We start from the raw sequence: 24,833 nt of genomic DNA on the forward strand, positions 1-24,833 counted from the left end.
CTCCAGGTGTCGGGGATCAGAGATCGAAACGCGTGGCGCAGGCGTCCAGCGCGCCCAGCAGCTCGTCGCGCAGGGCCTGGGGGTCGTCCAGGCCGATCGACAGGCGAATGACCGGCCCTTCGACGTCGCAGAAATTGCGCCTGGCGAGTTCTTCCGCCGGGTAGAAGGCCGCGATGCTGCGCACGCCGCCCCAGCTGGCGCCGATGGCAAAGCGCTTCAGGCCGGCGAACAGCGCCCGGTAGGCGTCGTAGGGGCAGTCCACGAGCTGCAGCGACATCACGCAGCCGGGCTGCGTGAAATCGCGCGCCCACAGCGCATGGTCCGGCGCGCCGGGCAGCGCCGGAAAGAGCATCCGGCGCACGAGGCGGTGCGCGGCGAGTTGCCCGGCGATCAGGCGCGCGCTGGTGGCCTGGCGCTCCATGCGCACCTGCATCGTGTCCAGGCCCCGGGCCACCAGGAAGCAGTCCTCCGGGCTCACGGCCAGCCCCATCAGCGACTGCAGGCCGCGCAAGGAGCGGTACAGGCCTTCGTCCTGGGTGGTGACGCTGCCCATCAGCACGTCGGAATGGCCGCCCATGTACTTGGTGCATGCGTGAACGCACAGGTCGACGCCGTGCGCCAGCGCGGCAAAGCCCAGCGGGCTGGCCCAGGTGTTGTCGATGGCGGTCAGCACGCCACGGGCGCGCGCCACGGCGGTGATCGCCGGCACGTCCTCCACCTCCATCGTCACCGTGCCGGGCGACTCCAGCCAGATGAGCCGCGTGTTCGGGCGCACGAGGCGCTCGATGCCCGCGCCGATGCGCGGCGCATAGAACTCGACCTCGATGCCCAGCGCCTGCAGCCGCTCGACGGCAAAGGACTTGGCCAGGCCATAGGCGGCATCGGTCATCAAGAGGTGGTCGCCCTTCTGGAGCAGTGCGAGCAGCACGCCGCAGATGGCCGCCTGTCCGGAGGGAAAGACGATGCCGTGCGCGGCGCCGTCCAACTCGGCGATGCGCGCCTCGAGGGCGCGCTGCGTCGGCGTACCCGTCGTGCCGTAGCTGAAGCCGTCCGGCAGGCGGGTGCGGCGGTGCACGAAATCGTCGAGCGAATCGAAGACGACCGTGGAGGCGCGCCACACCGGCGGCGCCAGGCTGGCGAAGGCAGCGTCCGCAGGGGACGTGCCGGGATGGGAAATGGATGGGTTCACGATGGAAGTCAGTTCGCGGGGGCCGACTCGATGAGCTGCAGCGCGTGCTTCATCTGCTCGACGGCCATGGTTTCGAGATCGGTGTAGACCTTCATCTCCACGCCCAGGCGGGTGAAGGTTTCGCGGGCGGTGGCGATCCGGGCCGGGTCCTGGGTCTTGGGGTTGGCCAGCGCCGCCTCCAGGCGCTTGTACTCGCTGGTGAGCAAGGCCGGCTGCTCGCCGAGGGCACGCAGGCCGGCGTTGGTCATCGAACGGATGCGCAGCAGCATCTTCACGTCCGACTGCTCCATCTCGCCCTGCGCCCGCTCCAGCGCCAGCTTGGCGGCCACCGCCTGCGGGCTGTCGGGCTTGCGGGTGGCCGCAAGGGTCTGGAACCTGGCGACGTCGCTGGAAAAGTCGTGCGCCCACACGGGCGCCGCACACGCCAGGACCGTCACTGCAAGCGCTGTTCGAAGGTTCATCTCGCGTCTTTCGGGAAGTGGCTGAAGACACCGACTCTAGGACGCTGGAGATAATCCGGATCGCGCCCGAAATTCTTTCTCCATAAGCGGTTGTTATATGTTGCTCCGAGAGATCGAGGTGTTCCGTTCCGTGATGTCCGTGGGCTCCGCGAGCAAGGCGGCGGCGCTCCTGGGCGTGACGCAGCCGGCCATCAGCCAGTCGCTGCGCAGGCTGGAGGAAGCTGCGGGCTTTCCCCTGTTCCGCCGGCTGCGCGGCCGCCTGCACCCCACGCCCGAAGCGCAGGCGCTGCTGGCCGAGGTCGAGCGCGTCTTCGTGGGCTTGAGCAGCATCGAGCACCGCATGCGCAGCCTCAAGCGCTTCGGCGTCAACACGCTGCGCATGGCGGTGTACCCGGCCTTCGGCCTGAGCTTCGTGCCGCGGGTGCTGTCGCGGCTGGTGGCCGAGCGCGGTGACGCCGACGCCCGCCCGCAGATTTCGCTGCAGGTGCTCAGTTCGCGGGAGGTGCACGAGGCCGTGCTGGGGCGCCAGGTCGACTTCGGGCTGATGGCCGACGAGATGCCGACGACCGGCCTGGAGCACTCCGAATTCGCGCGCTTTCCGGGCGTGGTGGTGATGCATGCGAAGCACCGGCTGGCCCGCGCCAGGACCATCCAGCCGCATCAACTCGCCGAAGAGCCCTTCCTCGCGCTCAACCCGGAAGATGCGTCCCGGCGCCGCCTGGAGCGGGCGCTGGCGGACTGCAACGTCGCGTTGAGCGTGCTGGTCGAGACCCCTTACGCGGCCAGCGTGTGCGAGATGGCCCTGAGCGGCATGGGCATCGGCGTCGTCAATCCGGTCACCGCGCTGGAGTACGCGCAGCGCGGCCTGGCCGTGCGCCCGCTGTCGCTGGAGGTGTCCTTCGCTGGCCTGCTGGTGCTGCCGCCGGGACAGCCGCTGTCCGGCCTGGCGGTGCGCGTGCTCCAGCTCATGCGCATCCAGCTGGCCGAAGACCAGAAGGCCCTGGCGGGCCTTCTCAAGCCTCGCGCCAGGTAGCGCCGCGCAGGCGCAAGGCATTGGTGATCACCGACGCCGAGCTCAGGCTCATCGCCAGCGCCGCGATCATCGGCGACAGCAGCCAGCCGGTGAACGGGAACAGCACGCCCGCGGCCAGCGGCACGCCCAGCGCGTTGTAGAGGAAGGCGAAGCCGAGGTTCTGCTTCATGTTGGCGATGGTCTGCTCGGAGATCACGCGCGCCTGCGCAATGCCGCGCAGGTCGCCCTTGACCAGCGTCACCTGGGCGCTGTTCATCGCCACATCGGTGCCGGTGCCCATCGCCACGCCGACGTCGGCCTTGGCGAGCGCGGGCGCGTCGTTGATGCCGTCGCCGGCCATCGCGACGATGCGGCCTTCGCGCTGCAGCCTGTCGACCAGCGCGAGCTTGTCGGCCGGCTTCACTTCGCCGTGCACCTCGTCGATGCTCAGCTTCGCGGCGACGGCCCGGGCGGTGGTCAGCCCGTCGCCCGTGGCCATGATGACGCGCAGGCCCGAAGCCTTGAGCGCGGCCAGCGCCTCCAGCGTGGTGGGCTTGATCGGGTCCGACACCGCGAGCAGGCCGGCGGCCTGGCCGTCCACCGCCAGGAACATGACGCTCGCGCCCTCGGCCCGCAGGGCCTCGGCCTGCGGCTTGAGGTCGTCGACCCGCACGCGCAGCTGTGCCATGAGCGCCGTGTTGCCCAGCGCCAGCTTCCGGCCGGCCACGGCGCCGCTCACGCCGATGCCGCTGCTGGATTCGAAACCCTCGGGCGTGTCCAGCGCCAGCTGGCGCTCGCGCGCCGCCCGCACGATGGCGTCGGCCAGCGGGTGCTCGCTGCCCTGGTCCAGGCTGGCCGCAAGGCGCAGCACCTCGTCCGCGGTGAAGCCCGGCGCAGGCACCGCGCGCTCGAACTGCGGCCGGCCTTCCGTCAGGGTGCCGGTCTTGTCGACGATGAGCGTGTCGACCTTGCGGAAGTTCTCGATCGCCGCGGCATCGCGGAACAGCACGCCCTGCGTGGCCGCCTTGCCGGTGGCCACCATGATCGACATCGGCGTCGCGAGGCCGAGCGCACAGGGGCAGGCAATGATGAGCACCGCCACGGCATTGATGAGGCCGTAGACCCAGCTGGGCTGCGGCCCGAAGAAGCCCCAGGCGAAGAAGGTCAGCACCGCGATGGCGATCACCGTCATCACGAAGTAGCCGGCGACCTGGTCGGCCATCCGCTGCATCGGCGCGCGCGAGCGCTGGGCTTGCGCGACCATCTGCACGATGCTTGCGAGCACGGTCTGCGAGCCGACCTTTTCCGACTGCATGACGAGGGCGCCGTTGGTGTTGAGCGTCGCGCCGATGAGCTTGTCGCCCACGCGCTTGGTCACGGGCAGCGGCTCGCCGGTGAGCATCGACTCGTCGACCGCGCTGCCGCCTTCGATCACCACGCCGTCCACCGGCACCTTCTCTCCGGGGCGCACGCGCAGCTTGTCGCCCACGTGCACGTGGCCGATGGGCACGTCTTCCTCGGTGCCGTCGGCGCCGATCCGGCGCGCCGTCTTGGGCGCGAGCCCCAGCAGCGACTTGATCGCCGCGGAGGTTTGCGAGCGCGCCTTGAGCTCGAGGATCTGGCCCAGCAAGGTGAGCGAAATGATCACCGCCGCCGCCTCGAAGTAGACCGACACGCGCCCCATCGACACGAACGACGCGGGGAACACGCCCGGCGCCACCGTGGCCACGACGCTGTAGACAAAGGCGGCGGCCGTGCCCAGGCCGATCAGGGTCCACATGTTCGGGCTGCGGTTCGCCACCGACTGCACCGCGCGCACAAAGAACGGCCAGCCGGCCCACAGCACGATGGGAACAGTGAGCACGAGCTCGATCCAGCTTTGCGTGCCCATCTCGAACCACTGCAGGCGGTGGCCGGCCATGGCGAGCACGGTGACGACAACGCTGAGCGGCAGCGTCCAGAAGAAGCGCCGCTTGAAGTCTTTCAGCTCGGGATCTTCGCCCTCGTCGAGGGTCGGCATCTCGGGCTCCAGCGTCATGCCGCACTTGGGGCAGTTGCCCGGGTGGTCCTGCCGGATCTCCGGGTGCATGGGGCAGGTGTAGACCGTGCCTTGCGCGGCGGGCTGCGCGGGGTCCGCGGGCGCATGCCCGTGCGATGCGTGGTGATCGTGGTGGCCGTGATGACCGGGGGGGTGTCCTGCGTGCCTGGTGGACGTGTCGTTCATTCGCGTTCTCCGACAGGAAAGGGGGAAGCCCTTGAGGGGGAAGCGATCAGTGTCCAGGTTGACACGATGTGAAGGTCAAGCCCTGTCGCGCGATCCCCTGGAAGAAAAAGCGCCGGCATGGCGGCCGGCGCGTGAAAGACGCGCGCGCATCACGCTCACTTGCCGGCCTTGCCCACCAGCACCGCGCCCTTCATTCCGGCGTCGTAGTGGCCCGGTTGCAGGCAGCCGAAGTCGACCTTGCCGGCCTGGGTGAACTGCCAGACGATCTCGCCGGTCTTGCCCGCGGCCAGCGTGACCATGTTCGGATCGGCGTGCTCCATCTCGGGGTTCTTCTTCATGGCCTCGTAGTGCGCCAGCAGCGCCTTCTCGGTCCCGAGCACGAGCTCGTGCTTCAGGACGCCGGAGTTCTTGACGACGAAGCGCACCGTCTCGCCCTGCTTGACCTTGATGTCCGCCGGCGTGAAGCGCATCGAGTCCGTCATGTCGACCTGGACCGTGCGCGTCACCTTGGCGGCCACGCCGGGCTTGCCGACGGCGGCCTCGGCATCGTGGCCGTGGCCACCGGCATGGGTGCCCGAAGCAAAGGCGCCGGCAGCGGCCAGTGCGGCTCCTGCGGCGAAAACGGTGTTGCGGAAGGTGTGTGTCATGGTGTCCTTGGAGGTTGCCGGGATGCCGCGACTCTAGGAAGCCAAGCCCGTCCACCACCGATCACCCGGATTACAAAAAAGCAATCTGCGCGCGCGACCTCCGTGCATCGGCGACATGGGCACGGCCTTATTTTGCCCGGGCAAAATACCTCAAAGCTTCCCGGCCGAAGGCACCCGGCCACCCGGTATTTCCCCGGAAAAGCACGTCGGTGCCAAACGGCGGCAAGGGCGCCGCCCTTGAAAGGTCATCGAATGCCCTTATGATTAGCACTCGCTGCTGACGAGTGCTAACAGCCCTCCCATCCAGTCGACAGGTCGCCGGTTTCTCCGGCGCCCGACCACAAACAAACCCGTTTCTTACCCTTCCAGGAGATGCAATGAAACTTCGTCCTTTGGCCGATCGCGTGATCGTCAAGCGTGTTGACAGCGAAACCAAGACCGCCTCTGGCATCGTCATCCCCGACGCAGCCGCCGAAAAGCCCGATCAGGGTGAAGTCCTGGCCGTGGGCCCGGGCAAGCGCAACGACAAGGGCGAACTGGCCGCACTGACCGTCAAGGTCGGCGACCGCGTCCTGTTCGGCAAGTACAGCGGCCAGACCGTCAAGGTCGATGGCGACGAACTGCTCGTGATGAAGGAAGACGACCTGTTCGCAGTCGTCGAGAAGTAATTCTTCTCCTCCTTTCGATCTCATCCAAATTCAATCCATTCGGAGTTAATTCATCATGGCAGCAAAAGACGTAGTCTTCGGCGGAGAAGCCCGCGCACGCATGGTCGAGGGTGTCAACATCCTGGCCAACGCAGTCAAAGTGACCCTGGGCCCCAAGGGCCGCAACGTGGTGCTCGAGCGTTCGTTCGGCGCCCCCACCGTGACCAAGGACGGTGTGTCCGTGGCCAAGGAAATCGAACTCAAGGACAAGCTGCAGAACATGGGCGCCCAGCTCGTGAAGGAAGTGGCCTCCAAGACCAGCGACAACGCTGGTGACGGCACCACGACCGCCACGGTCCTGGCACAAGCCATCGTTCGCGAAGGTTTCAAGCTGGTGGCTGCCGGCATGAACCCGATGGACCTGAAGCGCGGCATCGACAAGGCTGTCACGGCCCTGGTCGCCGAGCTGAAGAAGGCTTCCAAGCCCACCACCACCTCCAAGGAAATCGCGCAAGTCGGCTCCATCTCGGCCAACAGCGACGAAACCATCGGCAAGCTCATCGCTGACGCGATGGACAAGGTCGGCAAGGAAGGCGTGATCACCGTGGAAGACGGCAAGTCGCTGGACAGCGAACTCGACGTCGTCGAAGGCATGCAGTTCGACCGCGGCTACCTGTCGCCCTACTTCATCAACAACCCCGAGAAGCAATCGGCGCTGTTGGACAACCCCTTCGTGCTGCTGTTCGACAAGAAGATCAGCAACATCCGTGACCTGCTGCCGGTGCTGGAGCAAGTCGCCAAGGCGGGCCGTCCGCTGCTGATCATTGCCGAAGAAGTCGAAGGCGAAGCCTTGGCTACGCTGGTCGTGAACACGATCCGCGGCATCCTGAAGGTCGTGGCTGTGAAGGCTCCTGGCTTCGGCGACCGCCGCAAGGCCATGCTGGAAGACATCGCCATCCTGACGGGCGGCAAGGTCATCGCTGAAGAAGTGGGCCTGACGCTCGAAAAGGTGACGCTGGCCGACCTGGGTCAAGCCAAGCGCATCGAAGTGGGCAAGGAAAACACGATCATCATCGACGGCGCTGGCGCTGCTGGTGACATCGAAGCCCGCGTGAAGCAAGTGCGCGTTCAGATCGAAGAAGCGACCAGCGACTACGACCGTGAAAAGCTGCAAGAGCGCGTGGCCAAGCTGGCCGGCGGCGTGGCAGTGATCAAGGTTGGCGCTGCCACCGAAGTCGAAATGAAGGAAAAGAAGGCTCGCGTCGAAGACGCCCTGCACGCCACCCGCGCTGCAGTGGAAGAAGGCGTTGTGGCTGGCGGCGGCGTGGCGCTGCTGCGTGCCAAGCAAGCCGTGGGCGAGTCGGTCAAGGGCGACAACGCTGATCAAGAAGCCGGCATCAAGCTGGTGCTGAAGGCCATCGAAGCGCCCCTGCGCGAAATCGTGAACAACGCCGGCGGCGAAGCCTCGGTGGTGGTGAACGCTGTGCTGGCCGGCAAGGGCAACTACGGCTTCAACGCTGCGAACGACACGTACGGCGACATGCTCGAGCTGGGCATCCTGGACCCGACGAAGGTCACCCGCACCGCACTGCAGAACGCCGCTTCGGTGTCCTCGCTGCTGCTGACGACCGAAGCCATGGTTGCTGACGCACCCAAGGACGAGTCCGGCGCCGGCGGCGGTGGCATGCCCGACATGGGCGGCATGGGCGGCATGGGCGGCATGGGCATGTAATTTCGCTCGCCCCCAGGCTGCGCGGCACTTCGTGTCCGCTACGCCAACCCCCTACCGGGGCAACACCTGCGGCCCGGCAAAGCCGGTTCCGTGGTGTTTCGCGAAATAGAAAAAAGCCCCGCTTCGGCGGGGCTTTTTTCATGGGGCAATCAGATGCGCTCGCTTATCGAAACTGGTCGCGCAGCGCCATGTACAGCACCTGGAATCGCGCATGCCGCGTCCTGTGCCCATCGGCCCCTTCGGACGAAGGCACCAGTTGCTGCTTGACCGGCGGCAGCGTGCACACCTCGGCCACCGCGCCGCCATCGGCCAGCCATGCCAGGCGCGCCGCACCGAGCGCCCCGCCCGTCTCGCTGCCTGCGTAGAGCGTGAGCTCGACCTGGAAGATGTCGGCCAGCAACTGGCCCCACCAGATGCTGCGCGCACCGCCGCCCACCAGCGCGACTTCGCGCAGCGGCATGTCGGCCGGCAAGCGCAGCGTGTCGAAGCCATCGCGCAGCCCGAAGCTCACGCCCTCGACCACGGCATAGGCGATCTCCGCGGGGCCGTGCGCATGCGTGAGGCCGAACAGCACCCCTTGCGCATTCGGGTTGTTGTGCGGCGAACGCTCGCCCGACAGGTACGGCAGGAACAGCGGGCAACGCGCCCGGTCCGCCAGCGCGACCGACGCCGCGGCTTCGAGCAACGCCGCCTCGTCCGCGAACTTGAAGGTCTTCGCCGCCCAGCTCACCGCGCTCGCGGCCGAGAGCATCACCGACATCTGGTGCCAGCGCCTGGGCAGCGCGTGGCAGAAGGCGTGCATTGCCTGCGCGGGGTTCGGCAGGAAGCGGTCGGTCGAGACGAACACCACGCCCGACGTGCCGAGCGAGACGAAGCCCTGCCCCGGCTCCACGAGCCCCATGCCGACCGCACTGGCGGCGTTGTCGCCCGCGCCGCCGGCGATCTTCACGCCCTCGCGCAGCCCCCAGCGCGCCGCCAGTTCCGGCTTGAGCAGCGCGGAGACTTCACTGCCCTCGACCAGCCGCGGCATGTGATCGCGCGTGAGCCCCGTGGCGGCGAGCAGTTCGTCGGACCAGTCGCGCGCGCCCACGTCGAGCCACAGCGTGCCGGCCGCGTCGGACATCTCGCTGACCGCCTCGCCGCTGAGCATGAAGCGCAGCCAGTCCTTGGGCAGCAGCACGCGCGCCACGCGGGCGAAGACCTCGGGCTCGTGCTCGCGCACCCACAGCAGCTTGGGCGCGGTGAAGCCGGGCATCGCGAGGTTGCCCGCGATCTCGCCCAGGCGCGGCACGGCGCGCGTGAGCGCCTCGCACTGCGCACCGCTGCGGCCGTCGTTCCAGAGGATGGCCGGGCGCAGCACCTCGCCCGCCGCGTCGAGCAGCGTGGCGCCGTGCATCTGGCCCGACAAGCCGATGGCGCGCACCTGCAGCAGCGCCTCGGCGTGCGTGGTGTGCAGCTCGGCCATGACCGCCTCGAGCGCCTGCCACCACTGGGCAGGCGCCTGCTCGGACCACAGCGGTTGCGGCCGGTCGACCGTGAGCGGCGCGCGTGCCACGCCGACGATGCGGTGATCGTCCGCGAGCAGCAATGCCTTGAGCTCGGACGTGCCGAGGTCGAGTCCCAGATACAAGATGGTCTCCCTGATGGCGCCTTCGGAGCGGGCGCGTTCGCCTTGAAAGAAGTCAGCCGAAGCGCGTGTCGGCCTGGCGCCTGAACTCGCTCGGCGTCATGCCCTTGATTTCGAGAAAGCGCCGGTTGAAGTTCGCCACGTTGTTGAAGCCCACCTGGTAGCAGATGTCGGTCACGTAGTGGTCGGTCTGCATCAGCAGGTGGCAGGCGCTGTTGATGCGCACGCGGTTCACGAAGTCGGTGAAGCTGTTGCCCGTCGAACGGCGGAAGAAGCGGCTGAAGCGGCTCTCGCTCATGCCCAGCTCGGCGGCCACGTCCGACATCGAGATCGAGTCGGTCATGTTGTTGGTGATGCGGTTCACGATGTCGTTGATCTGGTCGACCTGCGCATCGCCGTCGCTGCCCTGCACGCCCTGCATCTGCACGCTCGACAGCAGCCGGTAGTCGGTGCACTGCGCCAGGTCGGCCATGAACTCGCAGAACAGGCCCAGGCGGCGCACGCCGCGCGCGGCCTTGATGGCGTCCCAGTGCGCCAGCGCCTGTTCCGACATGCCGAAGAACTCGATGCCGTGGCGCGCGCGGTCGAGCAGCGGCATCACGTCGCGCAGCTCGGGAATCTCGGCGGCCGCGCGTTCGATGGGCTCGTGGCGGAACTGGATCACGCGGTCGCGCCCGGCGGCGCCTTCTTCGGGCACGTCCAACGAGATCCAGTTGTGCGGCAGGCGCGGCCCGCACAGCACGAGGTGGCCGGGCTGGAACGGCCCGATCCAGTCGCCGATGAAGGCCTTGCCCGAGGTCTCGGTGATCAGGTGCAGCTCGTAGTCTTCATGGAAGTGCCATCGCACCAGCGGGCTCGGAAAGCCGTGCGCGAGGCAGCGCACCAGGCCGGTTTCTTCCGGGGCCTCGTAGCCCAGCGACGGGGAGCGCGCGAAATCGCGCTCCAGCTCGGGTTGACGTTGGCGAGGGATCGCGCGTTTGCGGGTGGTCGTGGTCATGGCGGCACGGATCGATCAGGGCCGGGAAGCGACGGCCTCGTTGTCTTCCTGCGAAAGCGCCGTGCGAACGGCTTCCAGCGTCGGTGGATCGGCGCCCTCGCGGGTGCAGTTCAGGGCCGCGGCGGTGGCGGCAAAGCGCATCACGGCACGCCAGGCGTCGTCGCCCAGTTCGGCCAGTTGCGCCGGATGCTCGACGCCATGCGCCAGCAGCGCCACGGACAGCCCGGCGGTGAAGGTGTCGCCCGCGCCGATGGTGTCGACCACCTCGACGCGCGGCGCGGCCACGGTGAGCGGCGCGCTGCCGGTGCGCCACAGCGTGGCGCCGGCACCGCCGCGCGTGACGACCACGGCGCGCGCGCCGGCCGTGAGGCATTCGGCCGCGAGCGCATCCACGGGCCGCCCGGGGGCGAGCAGCGCGGCGTCTTCGTCGCTGAGCTTGACCAGGTCGGCCATGGCGAACCACTCGCCGACGCGGGCGCGGTAGGCGGCCATGTCCGGGATCAGGCTGGGCCGCACGTTGGGATCGAACACGATCACGCAGCGCCCCGTGTGGGCGGCCACGAGGTCGGCGATGCGCGACGACGCCGGCTCCTGCAGCAGCGAGATCGAGCCGAAGTGCAGGAAGCGGCATTCCGCGGGCAGCTGCGGCAGCGGCTCGGGCGCCCAGGTCGCGTCGGCGCTGCCGCGCGTGTAGAAGGCGTAGCGGTTGGTCTGCGGCGTGCGCTCGACGAACGCCAGCGTCGACGGCGCGTCGCTGCGCAAAATGAGCCGGGTGTCGACGCCGTTGCGTTCGAGAAAGGCCATCAGCCGTTCGCCGAACAGGTCGATCGACAGCTGCGTGAGAAAGCCGGTCGGCTGCCCCAGCCGCGCGCAGGCCACGGCCGTGTTCAGCGGCGAGCCGCCCTCATGGCCGAGGAACGCCAGAGTGCCGCCTTCGCCGGCGGTGAAATCGATCAGGGCCTCGCCCGTGAGTGCAATGCGCATGGTGCTTGGATTTTCTTCTTCTGTCAGGGCAAGGCGCGGGCGTCGGCCAGGAAACCCGCTTCGGCAGCCAGGGTGGCGGGATGGTCGAGCAGCTCGGCAAACAGGCGCGGCGGGATCGTGATGGCGCCCACGCCCAGCCCCAGCAGCGCCAGGTAGGCCGCGCGAGAACGGATGCTCGCCACCAGCAGCCGCGTGCGGGGCGAAGGCCGTTGCGCCACCAGCGACTGCATCTGCGCGATGAGCGCCAGCCCGTCGATGCCGGCGTCTTCGAGCCGGCCGAGGTATGGCGCCGCATAGGCCGCGCCCAGTTGCGCGGCGAAGTGCGCCTGCTCGGGCGCGTACACGGCGGTCCAGGTGACGGGCACGCCCTGGGCGATGAGCCGCGCGCCGGCATCCAGGCCTTGGCGCGTGGCAGGAATCTTGATGACGAGCTGGCCGGGGTCGAACTGCGGCAGCAGGACGGCGGCGTCTTCCAGCATGCCCTCGACCTCGCTCGAATACACCTGGGCCTGCACCTGGCGCGCGCCCAGGTCGATGCAACGTTTCAGCAGACCGGGCACACCAGCGCGGCCCACGCCGGCACGTTGCAGCAGCGTCGGGTTGGTCGTCACGCCGTGCACCACCGGGTGCGGCAGGCAGGCCTGCAGCTCGGCCAGGTCGGCGCTGTCGAGGTACAGGTGGAAGTCGTCGTTCATGCGAAAGGAAGGTGGGTTCAGCTCATGACATTGCCGCCGTCGACATTGAGGGTCTGCGCCGTGATGTAGCGCGCCTCGTCGCTGGCGAGAAACACCGCCGCCCCGGCAATGTCGCCCGGCACGCCCATGCGCCCGAGCGGCACGGCGAGGCCGACACGCCGCTTCTTCTCGCCCGGCGCCAGCCCCTCGGCCTTGGCGAACAGGCTGTCGACATGGTCCCACATCGGCGTGTCGACCACACCGGGGGCGATGCCGTTGACGCGGATGCCGTGCGGCGCCATGGCCAGCGCGGCGCTCTGCGTGTAGCTGATGACGGCCGCCTTGGTCGCGCAGTAGTGCGACACCAGCGCCTCGCCGCGGCGCCCGGCCTGCGAGGCCATGTTGATGACCGACGCGCCCGGCGTGCCGGCCTCGACCATGTGGCGCAGCACGGCCTGCATCACGAAGAACATGCCCTTCACGTTGACCGCGAAGAGCTTGTCGAACGAGGCTTCGTCGCTGTCGAGCAGCGGCGCGAGATCGAACACGGCGGCGTTGTTGAAGAGCGTGTGGACGGGACCGAAGGCGACCTGCGCCTCGGCCAGCATGTGCGCGATGGCCTGCGTGTCGGTCACGTCGGCCGCGATGTAGGCGAGCGCGTAGGGATGGGCTTGCTGCAGCGCGCGCACGGCCTCGGGCGCGGCGGTCGCGCGGTCGATCACGCTGCAGCGCGCGCCTTCGGCGATGCAGGCCTCGGCGACGGCGAGGCCGATGCCGCCGCCAGCACCGGTCAGCAGCACATGGCGGTCTTGCAGGCGGCCGCTCATGGCGCGGCCTTCTCTTCAATGAAGCGCGCCACACGCTCACCGGCACGGCGCACCGCATCGACCAGCCGCGCATCGCCCGCGAGGCTGCCCCACAGCCCGACATCGGCGCACAGCGCCGCCACCGGGTCGGCCGCGTCGCACATGGCATGCGCCACGGCATCGTCCATGCTCTGGTCCTGGTAGGCATAGGGCAGCGCGCCCCGGTGCCAGCGCTGCAGGAACGCGAGGAACAGCGCGGGCAGCATCGCCACGCTGTCGATGCCCTGCCCGGCTGCCAGGCGCTCGCGCACGGTCGGCGCGATGAAGCCCGGGATCTTCGAGAAGCCGTCGGCCGCCACGCGCTGGTTGGTGTCGCGGATCGCAGGGTTGCCGAAGCGGTCGAGCACCACGTCGCGGTAGGCCGCGAGGTCGATCGGGCTCGGGCTCAGGCACGGAATGACGTCGTCGGTCACGTAGTCGAAGGCCATCTGGCGGATGGCAGCGTCGTGCGTGCCTTCGTGGATGAAGCCCAGCCCCGCCAGCGTGCCGGCCCAGGCGATGCAGCTGTGCGTGGCGTTGAGGATGCGGATCTTGGCTTCTTCGTAAGGCTGCACCGACTCGACCAGCTCCACGCCCACGCGCCCCCAGTCGGGCCGGCCGGCGATGAAGTCGTCTTCGATCACCCACTGGATGAAGCTCTCGCCCGTGACCGCCGCGCCGTCGTCGCGGCCCGTGGCGGCGCGCACGCGCGCGCGCAGCTCGGGCGGCGGGCGCGGCGTGATGCGGTCGACCATCGCGTTCGGGCAGCGGGTGTTGGCATCGACCCAGGCCTGCAGCGGCGCGTCGCCGACGAGTGCGATGAACTCGAGCAGGCCCGCGCGAAAGCGGTCGCCGTTGTGGCGCAGGTTGTCGCAGTTCAGCAGCGTCACGGGGCCCGCCTGCGCGGCATGCCGTGCTCGCAGGATCGCGCAGACCGCGCCGTAGATCGTCTCGCCGGCCTCGCCGCGCCGCGCGCGTTCGATGTCGGCCGCGAGGTCGGCGAACGACAGGTCGAGCTTGCCCTTGGTGTCGAGGTAGTAGCCGGCCTCGGTCACGGTGAAGGAGACGATGCGCGTGGACGGCGCCGCGCCGCGCGCGATCACCGGGGCCAGCGAGGGCTCGTACGGCAGCACTTCGCGGATCGCTTCGATCTGCTCGTAGCGGTACTCGCCGGCCGGCGACACGGTCTCGAGCGTGTAGCGCCCGCCCTGGGCCTGCAATGCCGCGACGACCTCGGCCATGTCGGGCCGGATGTTGGCGCCCGACAGCGACCAGCGGGTGTCGCCCGCATCGATCAGCCGCTGCAGGTAGACGGCCTGGTGGGCGCGGTGGAACGAGCCGAGGCCGAGGTGAAGCACCGTGAATTCCGAAGGCGCCGGTGGGGTGGGCACGAGGCCCGCTGCTGCGAGGGTCACGGGGAAGGTCCGTTGAAAGTGAGGGGCGTCGGATCAGGCGGCCACAGCGCGGCCTTCGCGGCTGAACAGGTGCAGCACGGACGGGTCGAGCTCGACCGCCACGTCGTCGCCGGCCTGCAGCGGCGTGCGTTCGTTCTGGCGCGCGATGAGCGGCACGCCGCCCACGTCCACGTGGATCAGCGTGTCAGCGCCCAGCGCCTCGATGAGCTCGACGCGGCCCGGCACGCCGGCGGCCGCGCCCTGCTTCGGATGCACGCGCAGGCCTTCGGGGCGCACGCCCAGGAAGCCGTCGCTGGGCAGGCGCCCACCGGTGGCGGCGGAAAAACTCGGGATCGCACTCGCCGCCACCATGTTCATCGACGGCATGCCGATGAACTGCGCGACGAACTGGTTGGCGGGGCGGTCGTACAGCTCCAGCGGCGTGCCGACCTGTTCGATGAGCCCGTCTTTCAGCACCACCACGCGGTCGGCCAGCGTCATGGCCTCGACCTGGTCGTGCGTGACGTAGATGGTGGTGGCGCCGAGCGCCCGGTGCAGCTTGTGGATCTCGACGCGCGTGTTGCCGCGCAGCGCCGCATCGAGGTTCGACAGCGGCTCGTCGAAGAGGAACACCTTGGGCGCACGCACGATCGCGCGCCCGATGGCCACGCGCTGGCGCTGGCCGCCCGACAAGTCTTTCGGCGTGCGGTCCAGGTACTGCGTGAGGTTCAGCGTCTTGGCCGCGTACTCGACCTTCGTCTTGATCTCGTCCTTGGCCACGCCCGCGAGCTTCAGCGCGAAGGACATGTTGTCGTACACGCTCATGTGCGGGTACAGCGCGTAGCTCTGGAACACCATCGCCAGGTCGCGCTTGCCCGAAGGCGTCCAGGTGATGTCCTTGCCGTCGAGCAGCAGGTTGCCGCTGGTGATGGGTTCGAGCCCCGCGATCAGCCGCAGCAGCGTCGACTTGCCGCAGCCCGAAGGCCCGACGAAGACGATGAACTCGCCCTTCTGGATCTGCAGGTCGACGCCCTTGATGATGTGGACGTCGCCAAAGCTCTTCTTGATGTTCTTGAGTTCGAGGTAGGCCATGAGATGTCTCCCTTTCTTTACTTGACGGCGCCGAAGGTCAGGCCCTGCACGAGCTGCTTCTGGCTGAACCAGCCGAACACGACGATGGGCGCGATGGCCATCAGCGAGGCGGCCGACAACTTGGCCCAGAACAGGCCTTCGGGGCTGGAGTACGAGGCGATGAGCGTGGCCAGCGTGCCGGCCTTGGCGGAGGTGAGGTTCAACGCCCAGAAGGCCTCGTTCCAGCTCAGCACCAGGCACAGGAGGCCGGTCGATGCGAGCCCGCCGACCGACAGCGGCATCACGACGTGGCGGAACTCGGTCCACAGGCTCGCGCCGTCCATGCGCGCAGCCTCGAGGATCTCGTTCGGAATGTCCTTGTAGGCGCTGTAGAGCATCCACACCATGATCGGCAGGTTCGACAGCGTGAACACGATGGTGAGCGCGGTGAGCGAGTCCAGCATGCCCGCGGTCTGCGCGAGCACGTAGATCGGCACCAGCGCACCGACGGCCGGCATCATCTTGGTGGAGAGCATCCACATGAGGATGTCGCGCGTCTTCTTCGTGCGAAAGAACGCCATCGAGTACGCGGCGGGTGCGGCGATCAGCAGGCCCAAGATGGTCGAGCCCAGGCTGGTGATGAGCGAGTTGCGCGCATACAGCAGGTAGTCGCTGCGACGCTGCACCTCGCCGAAGTTGTCGAGCGTGGGCTCGAAGATGAACAGCGGCGGCACGTGAATGGCCTGCAGCTCCGTCTTGAAGGCCGTGAGGAACAGCCAGCCGAGCGGGAAGAACAGAAGCAGCGCCACGGCCCACGCACCGACGGTGCGCAGCAGCTGGGGAAGGAAGTTGCTGGGTTGCATGGTCGTTCCTTCAGTCCAGGTTCTTGCCGATGATGCGGATCAGGAACACCGCGACGATGTTGGCCAGCACCACCGCGAACAGCGCACCGGCCGACGCCACGCCCACGTCGAAGTTCATGAGCGACTGCTTGAAGATCATGTAGGTCATGTTCGTGCTCTCGTTGCCCGGGCCGCCATTGGTGGTGATGGCGATCTCGGCGAACACGCTGAGCAGGAAGATCATCTCGATCATGATCACCACGGCCATCGGGCGGCCCAGGTGCGGAATGGTGAGATAGAAGAAGCGCTGGAACGAACTCGCGCCGTCCATGCGCGCGGCTTCCATCTGTTCGCGGTCCAGCGACTGCAGCGAGGTGATGAAGATCAGGCAGGCGAAGGGCAGCCATTGCCAGGCCACCATGATGATCACGGAGAACAGCGGCACGTCGGTGAGCCAGTCGACCGGCTGCGCGCCGAAGAAGCGCCACACGTCGGCCAGGATGCCGTAGATGGGGTTCATCATCATGTGCTTCCACAGCAGCGCATTCACTGCGGGCATGACGAAGAAAGGCGAGATCAGCAGCACGCGCACGATCCCGCGGCCCGGGAAGGGTTCGTTCACCAGCAGCGCGAGCAGCACGCCGAACACCACCGTGATGACGATCACGCTGCCGATCAGCAGCAGCGTGTTCCACGTGGCCGGCCAGAAGTCGGGGTCGGTGACGAAGTAGTGAAAGTTCTCGATGCCCGCGAACGTGCGTTCGCCGGGCTGCATGAGGTTGTAGTTCACGAAGGAGAAGTACAACGTCATCAGCAGCGGCACGATCATCCACAGGAAGAGCGTGAGCACGGCGGGCGCCATGAGGGCGCGGGGCAGGAGTCTTTTCATGGTCTGTTCCTCTCAGGCTGCGGCCCTCTCCCCGCGGGGAGAGGGGAAGAAGCGCGGCTTACTTGTAGTAGCCCGCTTTCTTCATTTCGCGTTCCGCAGCGAGCTGCGAGGTCTTCAGCGCCTGGTCGACCGTGACCTTGCCCGACAGCGCCGCGCTCATCTGCTGGCCCACCGCCACGCCGATGGCCTGGAACTCGGGAATGGCCGCGTACTGCACGCCCACATACGGCGACTTGGGCAGCGTGCTGTCGCTGAGGTTCGCGCTGTCGATGGCCTTCTTCTCGGCGGCGGCGAACTTGGCGACCTTCTGGAACTCGGGGTTCGCGTAGGTCGACTTGCGCGTGCCGGTGGGCACCGTGCCCCAGCCGTGTTCCTTGGCCACGAGGTTGACGTACTCCTTGGAGGTCGCCCACTTCACGAAGGTCTGCGCGGCGGCGCCCTTGGTCGAGCTGGCGGGAATGGCCAGGTTCCAGGTCCACAGCCAGTTGGCGCCCTTGGGTGTCACGGCGACGGGTGCCTGTGCGAAGGCCACCTTGTCGGCCACCTTCGACTGCTTGGGGTCGCTGATGAACGAAGCGGCGATGGTCGCGTCGACCCACATGCCGCACTTGCCTTCGTTGAAGAGCGCGAGGTTCTCGTTGAAGCTGTTGGCCGAGGCGCCCGGCGGGCCGTAGGCCTTCATGAGGTCGACGTAGAAGTTGATCGCGTCCTTCCAGGGCTTGGTGTCGATCTGCGGCTTCCACTGCATGTCGAACCACTGGCCGCCGTTGGTGTTGACCAGCGTGGTCAGGAAGGCCATGTTGTCGCCCCAGCCCGGCTTGCCGCGCAGGCACATGGCGTACAGGCCGCCCTTGGGGTCATGGATCTTGCCGGCCAGCTCCTTCACCTGCGCCCAGGTGGGCTGCTCGGGCATCTTGAAGCCGACCTTGTCGGCCAGGTCCTTGCGGTACATGAGCATCGAGCTCTCGCCGTAGAACGGGGCGGCGTACAGCTTGCCTTCGTGCGACAGGCCGGCGCGGATGGCGGGCAGCAGGTCGTCGGCGTCGTAGGCGGCATCGGTGGCGATGGGCTGCAGCCAGCCCTTCTTCGACCAGATCGGCGCCTCGTACAGGCCGATGGTCATCACGTCGAACTGGCCGCCCTTGGTGGCGATGTCGGTGGTCACGCGCTGGCGCAGCGTGCCTTCCTCGAGCGTGACCCACTTGAGCTTGATGTCGGGGTTGGCCTTTTCGAAGAAGGGCGTGAGCTTCTGCATCTCGATCATGTGGCCGTTGTTGACGGTCGCGATCACGAGTTCGGTGGCGGCGTGGGACACAAGGCCCGTGCCGATGAGTGCGAGGGCGAGGCCCGCTTTCAGAAAGCGCTTCATGGTGTCTCCTTGGGTGAGCGACGCCTCGGTATCGTGGTCGCCGTGCCCGGATTCTGGAGAAACGCGCTTGCGATTTTGGTATTTCGAGCAGCCCAACCAGTACTCTCTTGCACCAGTTGGCTAGTGAAATCCCTAGTTAACGCAATTCAGGATGGAAAAACGTCCGACTGAAGTTCTCGCCCGTCACGCGTGCCCACCCAGCAGCTGGCGCCGGAACTGCGCCGCCGCCGGCGACAGCGCCCGGTCCTCGCGGGTGATGAGGCAGATCGGCGGCACGCGCACCGGCAGCTCGACCGGCACGGTGCGCAGCACGCCCAGCCGGCCGTAGTGGTTGGCCTGCGAGGCCGGCATGACGGCGGCCATGTCGGAGTTCTCCAGCAGCGCCGTGATCGCGATGGGCGATGCCGTTTCGATGATGTCCAGCCGCGCCTGGATGCCCGCCTCGCGCATCGCCGCCTCGAAGCGCCCGCGCTGCGGCGAGCCCGGCGGCTGCAGCACCCACGACCAGGTCGCCATCTCGGCCAGCGTGACCGTGGCCGCGCGCTCGAACACCGGGTGCGCCGCGCGCACCACGACCACCTGCGACTCGCCCAGGAGCGGCACGCTCGCGTACTTCGCCTCGTCGTGGCCGTCGGTGAGGCGGCCCAGCACGAGGTCGACGTCGCCCTGCTCCAGCTGCGCCTGCATCAGGTCGCTGGTCTCGACCACCACCGACACGGCCACCTGCGGATGGCGCAGGTGGTACGCAACCAGCGCCGGCGCCAGCAGCTCGGGCACGGCGCCCGGCACGCTGCCCACGCGCAGCGCACCGCTCAGGCCGGAACGCAGCGCGAGCATTTCCTCGCGCGCGGTGCCGAAGTCGCTGAGCACGCGGTGGGCGTAGCGGATCAGGATCTCGCCGTAGGGCGTGGGCGCCATGCCGCGCGCCAGGCGCTCGAAGAGCTGTTCGCCCAGCGACTCCTCCAGCTGCTGCAGCAGCTTGGTGGCCGCCGGCTGGCTGATATTCATCGCCTCGGCCGCGCGGCCGAGGTGGCGGTGCGCATCGAGCCGGGCCAGCAAAAGCAGCTGGCGCGGCCTCACATGCAGCATCAGCGAAGCGTCGGTGAGGCCGGGTTTCATGCACAAAAGTATATGGAGCTTCGGCCTTTTTCGATTGGATCGCGCGACAGAAGCTCCGTAGGCTCGGGCCCACAACAAGCAGGAGACGACGCGATGACCCTCTTTCCCCTGGCCCGCGGTGCCGGCCTGGCGGCGCTCTTGGCGCTGGCCGCCTGCCTGAGCGCGGGTGCGCAGCCGGCCTACCCCGACAAGCCGCTGCGCATCCTGGTCGGCGCCTCGCCGGGCGGCGGCACCGACATCCTCGCGCGCGTGCTGGCCGACAAGTTCGCGCCCGTGCTCAAGCAGCCCGTGACGGTGGAGAACCGCCCCGGCGCATCGAACACCATCGCCGGCGAACTCACGGCCCGCGCGCCGGCCGACGGCGCCACGCTGCTGCTGGCCACCAACACGGCGCAGGCCGTGGCGCCGCACATCCTCAAGCTCAAGTACGACCCGCTGAAAGACCTGCAACCCATCGGCCTCGTGGCCGTGATGCCCAACGTGCTGGTGGTGTCGGCCAGCTCGCCCTACAAGTCGGTGAAGGACCTGCTGGCCGCGATGGCCGCGAAGCCCGGCGGCTTCAAGTACGCGTCGTCGGGCATCGGCAGCACGCAGCACGTGGGCGGCGAAGCCTTCAACCTGGCCACGGGCATGACCTCGATCCACGTGCCCTACAAGGGCAGCTCGCAGGCGCACATCGACATCATCTCGGGCGAGGTCGAGATGATGTTCGACAGCACCTCGTCGGCCATGGGCCAGATCCGCGCCGGCAAGTTCCGCGCACTGGCCGTGAGCGCGCCGCAGCGCTCGCCCGAGCTGCCCGATGTGCCGACGCTCGCCGAGCAAGGCGTCAAGGGCGCCGACGTGTCGACCTGGTACGGCCTGTACGTGACGGCCGGCACGCCGCGTCCGGCGGTCGAGCGGCTGAGCGCCGAACTCACGCGCACGATGGGCCTGGCGGACGTGCAGTCGCGCATCAAGGCCCTGGGCGGCGAGCCCGGCACGCTGACCGGCGAACCCTTCGCGGCGATGAACCGGCAGGAGTTCGACCACTACGGCCGGCTCGTGCGCGACGCGCGCATCAAGGCCGAGTGAGGCCGTCTCTTCCCCCTTCTTCTTTCCTCAGACATCCGACCATGCCCACCCCCTCCTCCACCCCGCGCGTGACCTCCGCCAAACCCCGCATCGCCGTGCTGCTCGGTGACCCCAGCGGCGTCGGCCCCGAGATGGCCGTGAAGCTGCTGGCACGCCAGCGCAACCTCGACGCCGCGCGCGTGCTGCTGATCGCCGACCCCGTCGTGCTGGCCGCGGGCGAGCGCGTGGCGGGCGCGAAGCTGGCACCGCTGCAGGTGAACACCCTCGACAGCCTGCGCTTCGAGGACGGCCGCCCGAGCCTCCTCGTGCGCGACTGGATGGCGGGCGAGGAGCCAGTGCTCGGCGAATCGAACGAGCGCTCGGGCCGGGCCTCGTTCGAAGCGCTGGAGCTGGCCACGCAGGCCGTGCGAAACGGCCAGGCCGACGCGATCCTCTTCGCGCCGCTCAACAAGCATTCGCTGCGCCTGGGCGGCCTCGTGCACGAGGACGAGCTGCGCTACATGCAGGAGCGCTTCGCCGTCACCGGCTTCGTCTGCGAGTTCAACCTCACCGGATCGCTGTGGACCTCGCGCGTGACCTCGCACATTCCGCTGAAGGACGTGGCGCGGCACATCACGGTGGAAGGCGTGCGCGACGCCGTGAAGATCATCGCGTCGGCACTGCGCCGCGCCGGTGTGGCACACCCGCGCATCGCCGTGACCGGGCTCAACCCGCACGCGGGCGACGGCGGCTCGATCGGCATGGAAGAGATCGAGATCATCGCGCCCGCCATCGAACAGCTGCGCACCGAAGGCCACGACGCGCGCGGCCCCTTCTCGCCCGACACCGTGTTCATCGGCGCACGGCGCGGCGACGTGGACGCGGTGGTGTCGATGTACCACGACCAGGGCCAGATCGCGATGAAGCTCATGGGCTTCGAGCAGGGCGTGACCTTGCACGGCGGCCTGCCCGTGCCCGTGGCCACCTCGGCCAGCGGCAGCGCCTTCGACATCGCCGGCCAGGGCGTGGCGCAGATCGAAGGGCTGCAGCAGGCTTTCGACCTGTGCGTGCGGATGGCAAGCGGTGCGCTAACGCCTGCATCCGTCGAAGCGGCAGTGGCCTGAGCCTGGCGCCCCAAAGAAAAAGGGCCGCGTGTGCGGCCCTTTGAAGGAAAAAGCTCAGGCGCTCGGCGGTTCGCCGTAGGCGTTGCTCTCCGGCTGCGACGGCTGAACGAAGAAATAGATCAGCACCAGATTGATCAGCGGGATGATCGACAGCAGCAAGAACCAGCCGCTCTTGCCGATGTCGTGCAGGCGGCGCACGCCCACCGCGAGGGCGGGCAGAAGCAGGGCCAGCGCTGCAATGAAGTACACGTACTCATGGATCAGGCCCGTCACGACGAGCACGCCGAACTGGGCCAGAAAAAACCACCAGAACTCGGAACGCGACGCACGACCCGTGAAATCGGTGTACTTGGCGATGCACGTCTTGACCGCTGTTTGAAAGTCCATTGACTCGCTCCTCTTGATGAATCCCAGGGAAATTTCCCCGGGGCCATCATATCGGCGCACTGTGCAACGACAAACTCGGCCAAACCGGCCACCGCGCTGCAAACCAATGGCCTAAAGGCCTAGTGAATAGAGCCTTTGGCCAAGGCTCGCAAGGCTTGCAGTGACGTGCGCCGTCAGGTGCTCAGCCGCTGCAGCAGGCCGGCCGTCGAGGCATCGAGCCCCGAGACATCGCCCGAGGCCAGGCGCGGTTCGATGTCGCGCGCCAGCACCTTGCCGAGCTCGACGCCCCACTGGTCGAAGCTATTGATGCCCCACAGCGCGCCGCTGGTGAACACGCGGTGCTCGTACATCGCGAGGAAGGCGCCCAGCGCTTCGGGCGTGAGCTTCTCGAACACGAAGAAGGTGCTCGGCCGGTTGCCCGGGAAGTTCTTGTGGCCGCCCTCGTCGAGCTTGCCGACCATCAGCGCCTGCGCCTGCGCGAGCGCGTTGGCCAGCAGCTTGGGGTGGTGGCCGTCGAGGTCGTGCGAGGCGTCGCGCACCGCCATGAACTCGAGCGGGATCACGTCGGTGCCCTGGTGCAGCATCTGGAAGTAGGCGTGCTGCCCGTTGGTGCCGGGCTCGCCCCAGAGCACGGGCGAGGTGCCGAAGGCCAGCGGCGCGCCGCTCGCGTCGACCTGCTTGCCGTTGCTCTCCATCTCGAGCTGCTGCAGGTAGGCCGGCACGCGCTTCAGGGCGCTGTGGTACGGCGCGATGCTGCGGCTCGTGAAGCGGTGGAAGTTGCGGTACCAGACGTCGAGCAGGCCCAGGCGCACGGGCAGATTCTGCTCGAGCGGCGCGGTGCGGAAGTGCTCGTCCATCGCGTGCGCGCCCGCCAGCAACCGGCGAAAGCCGTCGGCACCGATGGCCAGCGCGATCGGCAGGCCGATGGCCGACCACAGCGAGTAGCGGCCGCCCACCCAGTCCCAGAAGCCGAAGGTGGTGTCGATGCCGAACTGCTTCGCGGCCTCGACGTTGGTGGTGAGCGCGGCGAAGTGGCCGGCGATGTCGGTGCCACCCGACTGTTCGTACCAGCGCTTGGCCGAGAGCGCGTTGGTCATCGTCTCGGCCGTGGTGAAGGTCTTGGAGGCGACCAGGAACAGCGTGTGCTCGGGCGCCAGGCCCTTGAGCACGCCCGCCAGTTCGTGGCCGTCGACGTTCGAGACGAAGTGAAAGCGCTTGCCTGGCGCCACGAACTCCGCGAGGGCCAGCACGGCCATCTGCGGGCCGAGGTCGGAGCCGCCGATGCCGATGTTGACCACGTCGGTGATCGTGTGGTCGCTGCGCACCTTCTCGGCGTAGGCCAGCATGGCGTCGAGCGTGGCGTGCACCTCGCGCAATTCGTGGGCTGTCTGGCGGCCGGTGGCAGCATCGGCCGGCGCGCGCAGCAGCGTGTGCAGCACGGCGCGGTCTTCGGTGTTGTTGATGTGCGCGCCCGCGAACATGGCGTCGCGGTGGGCCTCGAGGCCGCATTCGCGCGCCAGCGTGAACAGCAGCGCCTCGGTGCGCGCGTCGATGAGGTTCTTCGACAGGTCGGCGAAAACGTGCGGCGCCTCCTGGCTGAAGCGCGCGAAGCGCCCGGCGTCCTCCACGAAGGCATGGCGAAGGTCGAACTGGCGACCGGCCGTGTCGAAGCTGGACTGCAGTTGCGCCCAGGCCGGCGCGCGGTCACAGCGCAGGGTCATGGTCATGTTTACTTGCCGCTTTCCTGCATGAGCTTTTCGAGCTTCACGGCGTCGGCCGCGAAGGCGCGGATGCCTTCGGCGAGCTTCTCGGTGGCCATGGCGTCTTCGTTGAGCGCGAAGCGGAAGCCCGCCTCGTCGTAGCCCACCTTCTCTGCGTTGCCGCTCGCGGCAGCCTTGGCGTCGAGCGCGTGCGTGAGCGGCTCGTTGCTCGCGGCCAGCTCGGCCAGCAGCTCGGGGCTGATGGTCAGCAGGTCGCAGCCAGCGAGCGCCTGGATCTGCCCCACGTTGCGGAAGCTCGCGCCCATGACCTCGGTCTTGATGCCCTGCTGCTTGTAGTAGTTGAAGATTTCGCGCACCGACTTCACGCCCGGGTCGTTGGCGCCCGCGCTGGCGGCTTCGTCCCACTTCGCGCCGGCCGACTTCTTGTACCAGTCGTAGATGCGGCCCACGAAGGGCGAGATGAGCTGCACGCCGGCCGCGCCGCAGGCCACGGCCTGCGCGAACGAGAACAGCAGCGTGAGGTTGGTGCGGATGCCCTTCTGCTCGAGCAGGCGCGCGGCCTCGATGCCTTCCCAGGTGGAGGCGACCTTGATCAGCAGGCGCTTCTCGGTGTCGATGCCTTCGGCCTTGTACAGCGCCACGATGCGCTCGCCGCGGGCCACGGTGGCGGCGGTGTCGAACGACAGGCGTGCGTCGACTTCGGTGGACACGCGGCCCGGGATGATGGAGAGGATTTCGGTGCCGAAGCGCACCAGCAGGCGGTCGATGACCTCGTCGAGCGGCTTGCCGGCATGGGCCTTCACGGCTTCATCGAGCAGCGGCCGG

General features: G+C 68.2%; 23 protein-coding genes. 5 read left to right on the forward strand and 18 right to left on the reverse strand.

The window, feature by feature from the left end:
- Positions 1–16 precede the first annotated feature (16 nt).
- On the reverse strand, positions 17–1,189 hold the full coding sequence (locus tag AC3WQR_RS23175; RefSeq protein WP_492743923.1) for a trans-sulfuration enzyme family protein: 1,173 nt from the start codon (positions 1,187–1,189) through the stop codon (positions 17–19).
- An 8-nt stretch (positions 1,190–1,197) separates the two neighbouring features.
- Positions 1,198–1,650: a hypothetical protein gene (locus AC3WQR_RS23180; protein ID WP_159278448.1), complete on the reverse strand. Its 453-nt coding sequence runs from the start codon at positions 1,648–1,650 to the stop codon at positions 1,198–1,200.
- A 97-nt stretch (positions 1,651–1,747) separates the two neighbouring features.
- Between AC3WQR_RS23180 and AC3WQR_RS23185 the strand changes: the two genes are divergently transcribed.
- Positions 1,748–2,683, forward strand: a complete 936-nt coding sequence (locus tag AC3WQR_RS23185; protein ID WP_070059966.1) for a LysR substrate-binding domain-containing protein — start codon at positions 1,748–1,750, stop codon at positions 2,681–2,683.
- Here AC3WQR_RS23185 and AC3WQR_RS23190 read toward each other — a convergent pair.
- Together AC3WQR_RS23190 and AC3WQR_RS23195 are read right to left on the reverse strand one after the other, a co-directional pair.
- Entirely contained in the window at positions 2,664–4,886 is a 2,223-nt protein-coding gene (locus AC3WQR_RS23190; RefSeq protein WP_492743927.1) for a copper-transporting P-type ATPase, read from the reverse strand. The two genes, AC3WQR_RS23185 and AC3WQR_RS23190, sit on opposite strands and share 20 nt — an antisense overlap.
- 155 nt (positions 4,887–5,041) lie before the next feature.
- Positions 5,042–5,533, reverse strand: coding sequence for a cupredoxin domain-containing protein (locus AC3WQR_RS23195; RefSeq protein ID WP_095743735.1), 492 nt, complete (start codon positions 5,531–5,533; stop codon positions 5,042–5,044).
- A 377-nt stretch (positions 5,534–5,910) separates the two neighbouring features.
- Between AC3WQR_RS23195 and AC3WQR_RS23200 the strand changes: the two genes are divergently transcribed.
- Both AC3WQR_RS23200 and groL read left to right on the forward strand, forming a co-directional pair.
- On the forward strand, positions 5,911–6,201 hold the full coding sequence (locus AC3WQR_RS23200) for a co-chaperone GroES (RefSeq protein ID WP_056572926.1): 291 nt from the start codon (positions 5,911–5,913) through the stop codon (positions 6,199–6,201).
- A gap of 55 nt (positions 6,202–6,256) precedes the next feature.
- A complete protein-coding gene (groL, locus tag AC3WQR_RS23205; RefSeq protein ID WP_042579049.1) occupies positions 6,257–7,912 on the forward strand; it encodes a chaperonin GroEL in 1,656 nt (551 codons plus the stop codon).
- Between the two features lie 163 nt (positions 7,913–8,075).
- Here groL and xylB read toward each other — a convergent pair whose 3' ends face one another.
- The 11 genes from xylB to AC3WQR_RS23260 all read right to left on the reverse strand — a co-directional run bounded on the left by xylB (position 8,076) and on the right by AC3WQR_RS23260 (position 19,723).
- Positions 8,076–9,542: a xylulokinase gene (gene xylB, locus AC3WQR_RS23210; RefSeq protein WP_492743929.1), complete on the reverse strand. Its 1,467-nt coding sequence runs from the start codon at positions 9,540–9,542 to the stop codon at positions 8,076–8,078.
- Positions 9,543–9,594: 52 nt separating this feature from the next.
- Positions 9,595–10,536: an AraC family transcriptional regulator gene (locus AC3WQR_RS23215; RefSeq protein WP_070059980.1), complete on the reverse strand. Its 942-nt coding sequence runs from the start codon at positions 10,534–10,536 to the stop codon at positions 9,595–9,597.
- A gap of 15 nt (positions 10,537–10,551) precedes the next feature.
- Complete coding sequence (locus tag AC3WQR_RS23220; protein WP_492743931.1) at positions 10,552–11,520, reverse strand: carbohydrate kinase family protein; 969 nt, start codon at positions 11,518–11,520, stop codon at positions 10,552–10,554.
- Positions 11,521–11,543: 23 nt separating this feature from the next.
- Positions 11,544–12,215 carry a transaldolase family protein gene (locus AC3WQR_RS23225; protein ID WP_492743934.1) on the reverse strand — a complete coding sequence of 224 codons (672 nt, stop codon included), beginning with the start codon at positions 12,213–12,215 and terminating at the stop codon, positions 11,544–11,546.
- A 17-nt stretch (positions 12,216–12,232) separates the two neighbouring features.
- Positions 12,233–13,021, reverse strand: a complete 789-nt coding sequence (locus AC3WQR_RS23230; protein ID WP_492743936.1) for an L-iditol 2-dehydrogenase — start codon at positions 13,019–13,021, stop codon at positions 12,233–12,235.
- Entirely contained in the window at positions 13,018–14,397 is a 1,380-nt protein-coding gene (gene dalD / locus AC3WQR_RS23235; RefSeq protein WP_492743950.1) for a D-arabinitol 4-dehydrogenase, read from the reverse strand. The genes AC3WQR_RS23230 and dalD overlap by 4 nt, the downstream gene beginning before the upstream one ends.
- Before the next feature lie 90 nt (positions 14,398–14,487).
- A complete protein-coding gene (locus AC3WQR_RS23240; RefSeq protein WP_307638362.1) occupies positions 14,488–15,525 on the reverse strand; it encodes an ABC transporter ATP-binding protein in 1,038 nt (345 codons plus the stop codon).
- 17 nt (positions 15,526–15,542) lie between these two features.
- A complete protein-coding gene (locus AC3WQR_RS23245) occupies positions 15,543–16,367 on the reverse strand; it encodes a carbohydrate ABC transporter permease (RefSeq protein ID WP_013539656.1) in 825 nt (274 codons plus the stop codon).
- Positions 16,368–16,377: 10 nt separating this feature from the next.
- The gene (locus AC3WQR_RS23250; RefSeq protein ID WP_070059984.1) at positions 16,378–17,235 is read right to left on the reverse strand and encodes a carbohydrate ABC transporter permease; all 858 of its coding nucleotides are present in this window, start codon (positions 17,233–17,235) and stop codon (positions 16,378–16,380) included.
- A 58-nt stretch (positions 17,236–17,293) separates the two neighbouring features.
- Positions 17,294–18,604 (reverse strand): ABC transporter substrate-binding protein, encoded by a 1,311-nt coding sequence (locus AC3WQR_RS23255; RefSeq protein WP_492743938.1) that lies wholly within the window; start codon positions 18,602–18,604, stop codon positions 17,294–17,296.
- A gap of 183 nt (positions 18,605–18,787) precedes the next feature.
- Positions 18,788–19,723, reverse strand: coding sequence for a LysR family transcriptional regulator (locus tag AC3WQR_RS23260; RefSeq protein WP_447741320.1), 936 nt, complete (start codon positions 19,721–19,723; stop codon positions 18,788–18,790).
- A 93-nt stretch (positions 19,724–19,816) separates the two neighbouring features.
- Between AC3WQR_RS23260 and AC3WQR_RS23265 the strand changes: the two genes are divergently transcribed.
- Together AC3WQR_RS23265 and AC3WQR_RS23270 are read left to right on the forward strand one after the other, a co-directional pair.
- Positions 19,817–20,797 carry a Bug family tripartite tricarboxylate transporter substrate binding protein gene (locus AC3WQR_RS23265; protein ID WP_492743940.1) on the forward strand — a complete coding sequence of 327 codons (981 nt, stop codon included), beginning with the start codon at positions 19,817–19,819 and terminating at the stop codon, positions 20,795–20,797.
- A gap of 41 nt (positions 20,798–20,838) precedes the next feature.
- Complete coding sequence (locus tag AC3WQR_RS23270) at positions 20,839–21,900, forward strand: 4-hydroxythreonine-4-phosphate dehydrogenase PdxA (RefSeq protein ID WP_492743942.1); 1,062 nt, start codon at positions 20,839–20,841, stop codon at positions 21,898–21,900.
- 54 nt (positions 21,901–21,954) lie between these two features.
- On the opposite strand, the gene AC3WQR_RS23275 is transcribed toward AC3WQR_RS23270, so the two are convergent.
- The 3 genes from AC3WQR_RS23275 to AC3WQR_RS23285 all read right to left on the reverse strand — a co-directional run.
- On the reverse strand, positions 21,955–22,287 hold the full coding sequence (locus tag AC3WQR_RS23275) for a DUF805 domain-containing protein (protein WP_062472662.1): 333 nt from the start codon (positions 22,285–22,287) through the stop codon (positions 21,955–21,957).
- A gap of 173 nt (positions 22,288–22,460) precedes the next feature.
- Positions 22,461–24,014 (reverse strand): glucose-6-phosphate isomerase, encoded by a 1,554-nt coding sequence (pgi, locus tag AC3WQR_RS23280; RefSeq protein ID WP_139700956.1) that lies wholly within the window; start codon positions 24,012–24,014, stop codon positions 22,461–22,463.
- Positions 24,015–24,016: 2 nt separating this feature from the next.
- Positions 24,017–24,833 (reverse strand): transaldolase (locus tag AC3WQR_RS23285; RefSeq protein ID WP_492743944.1); only part of this gene is annotated, 817 nt, incomplete at its 5' end.

The organism is Variovorax sp. FW305-3-2-15-B-LB1, assembly GCF_058787635.1.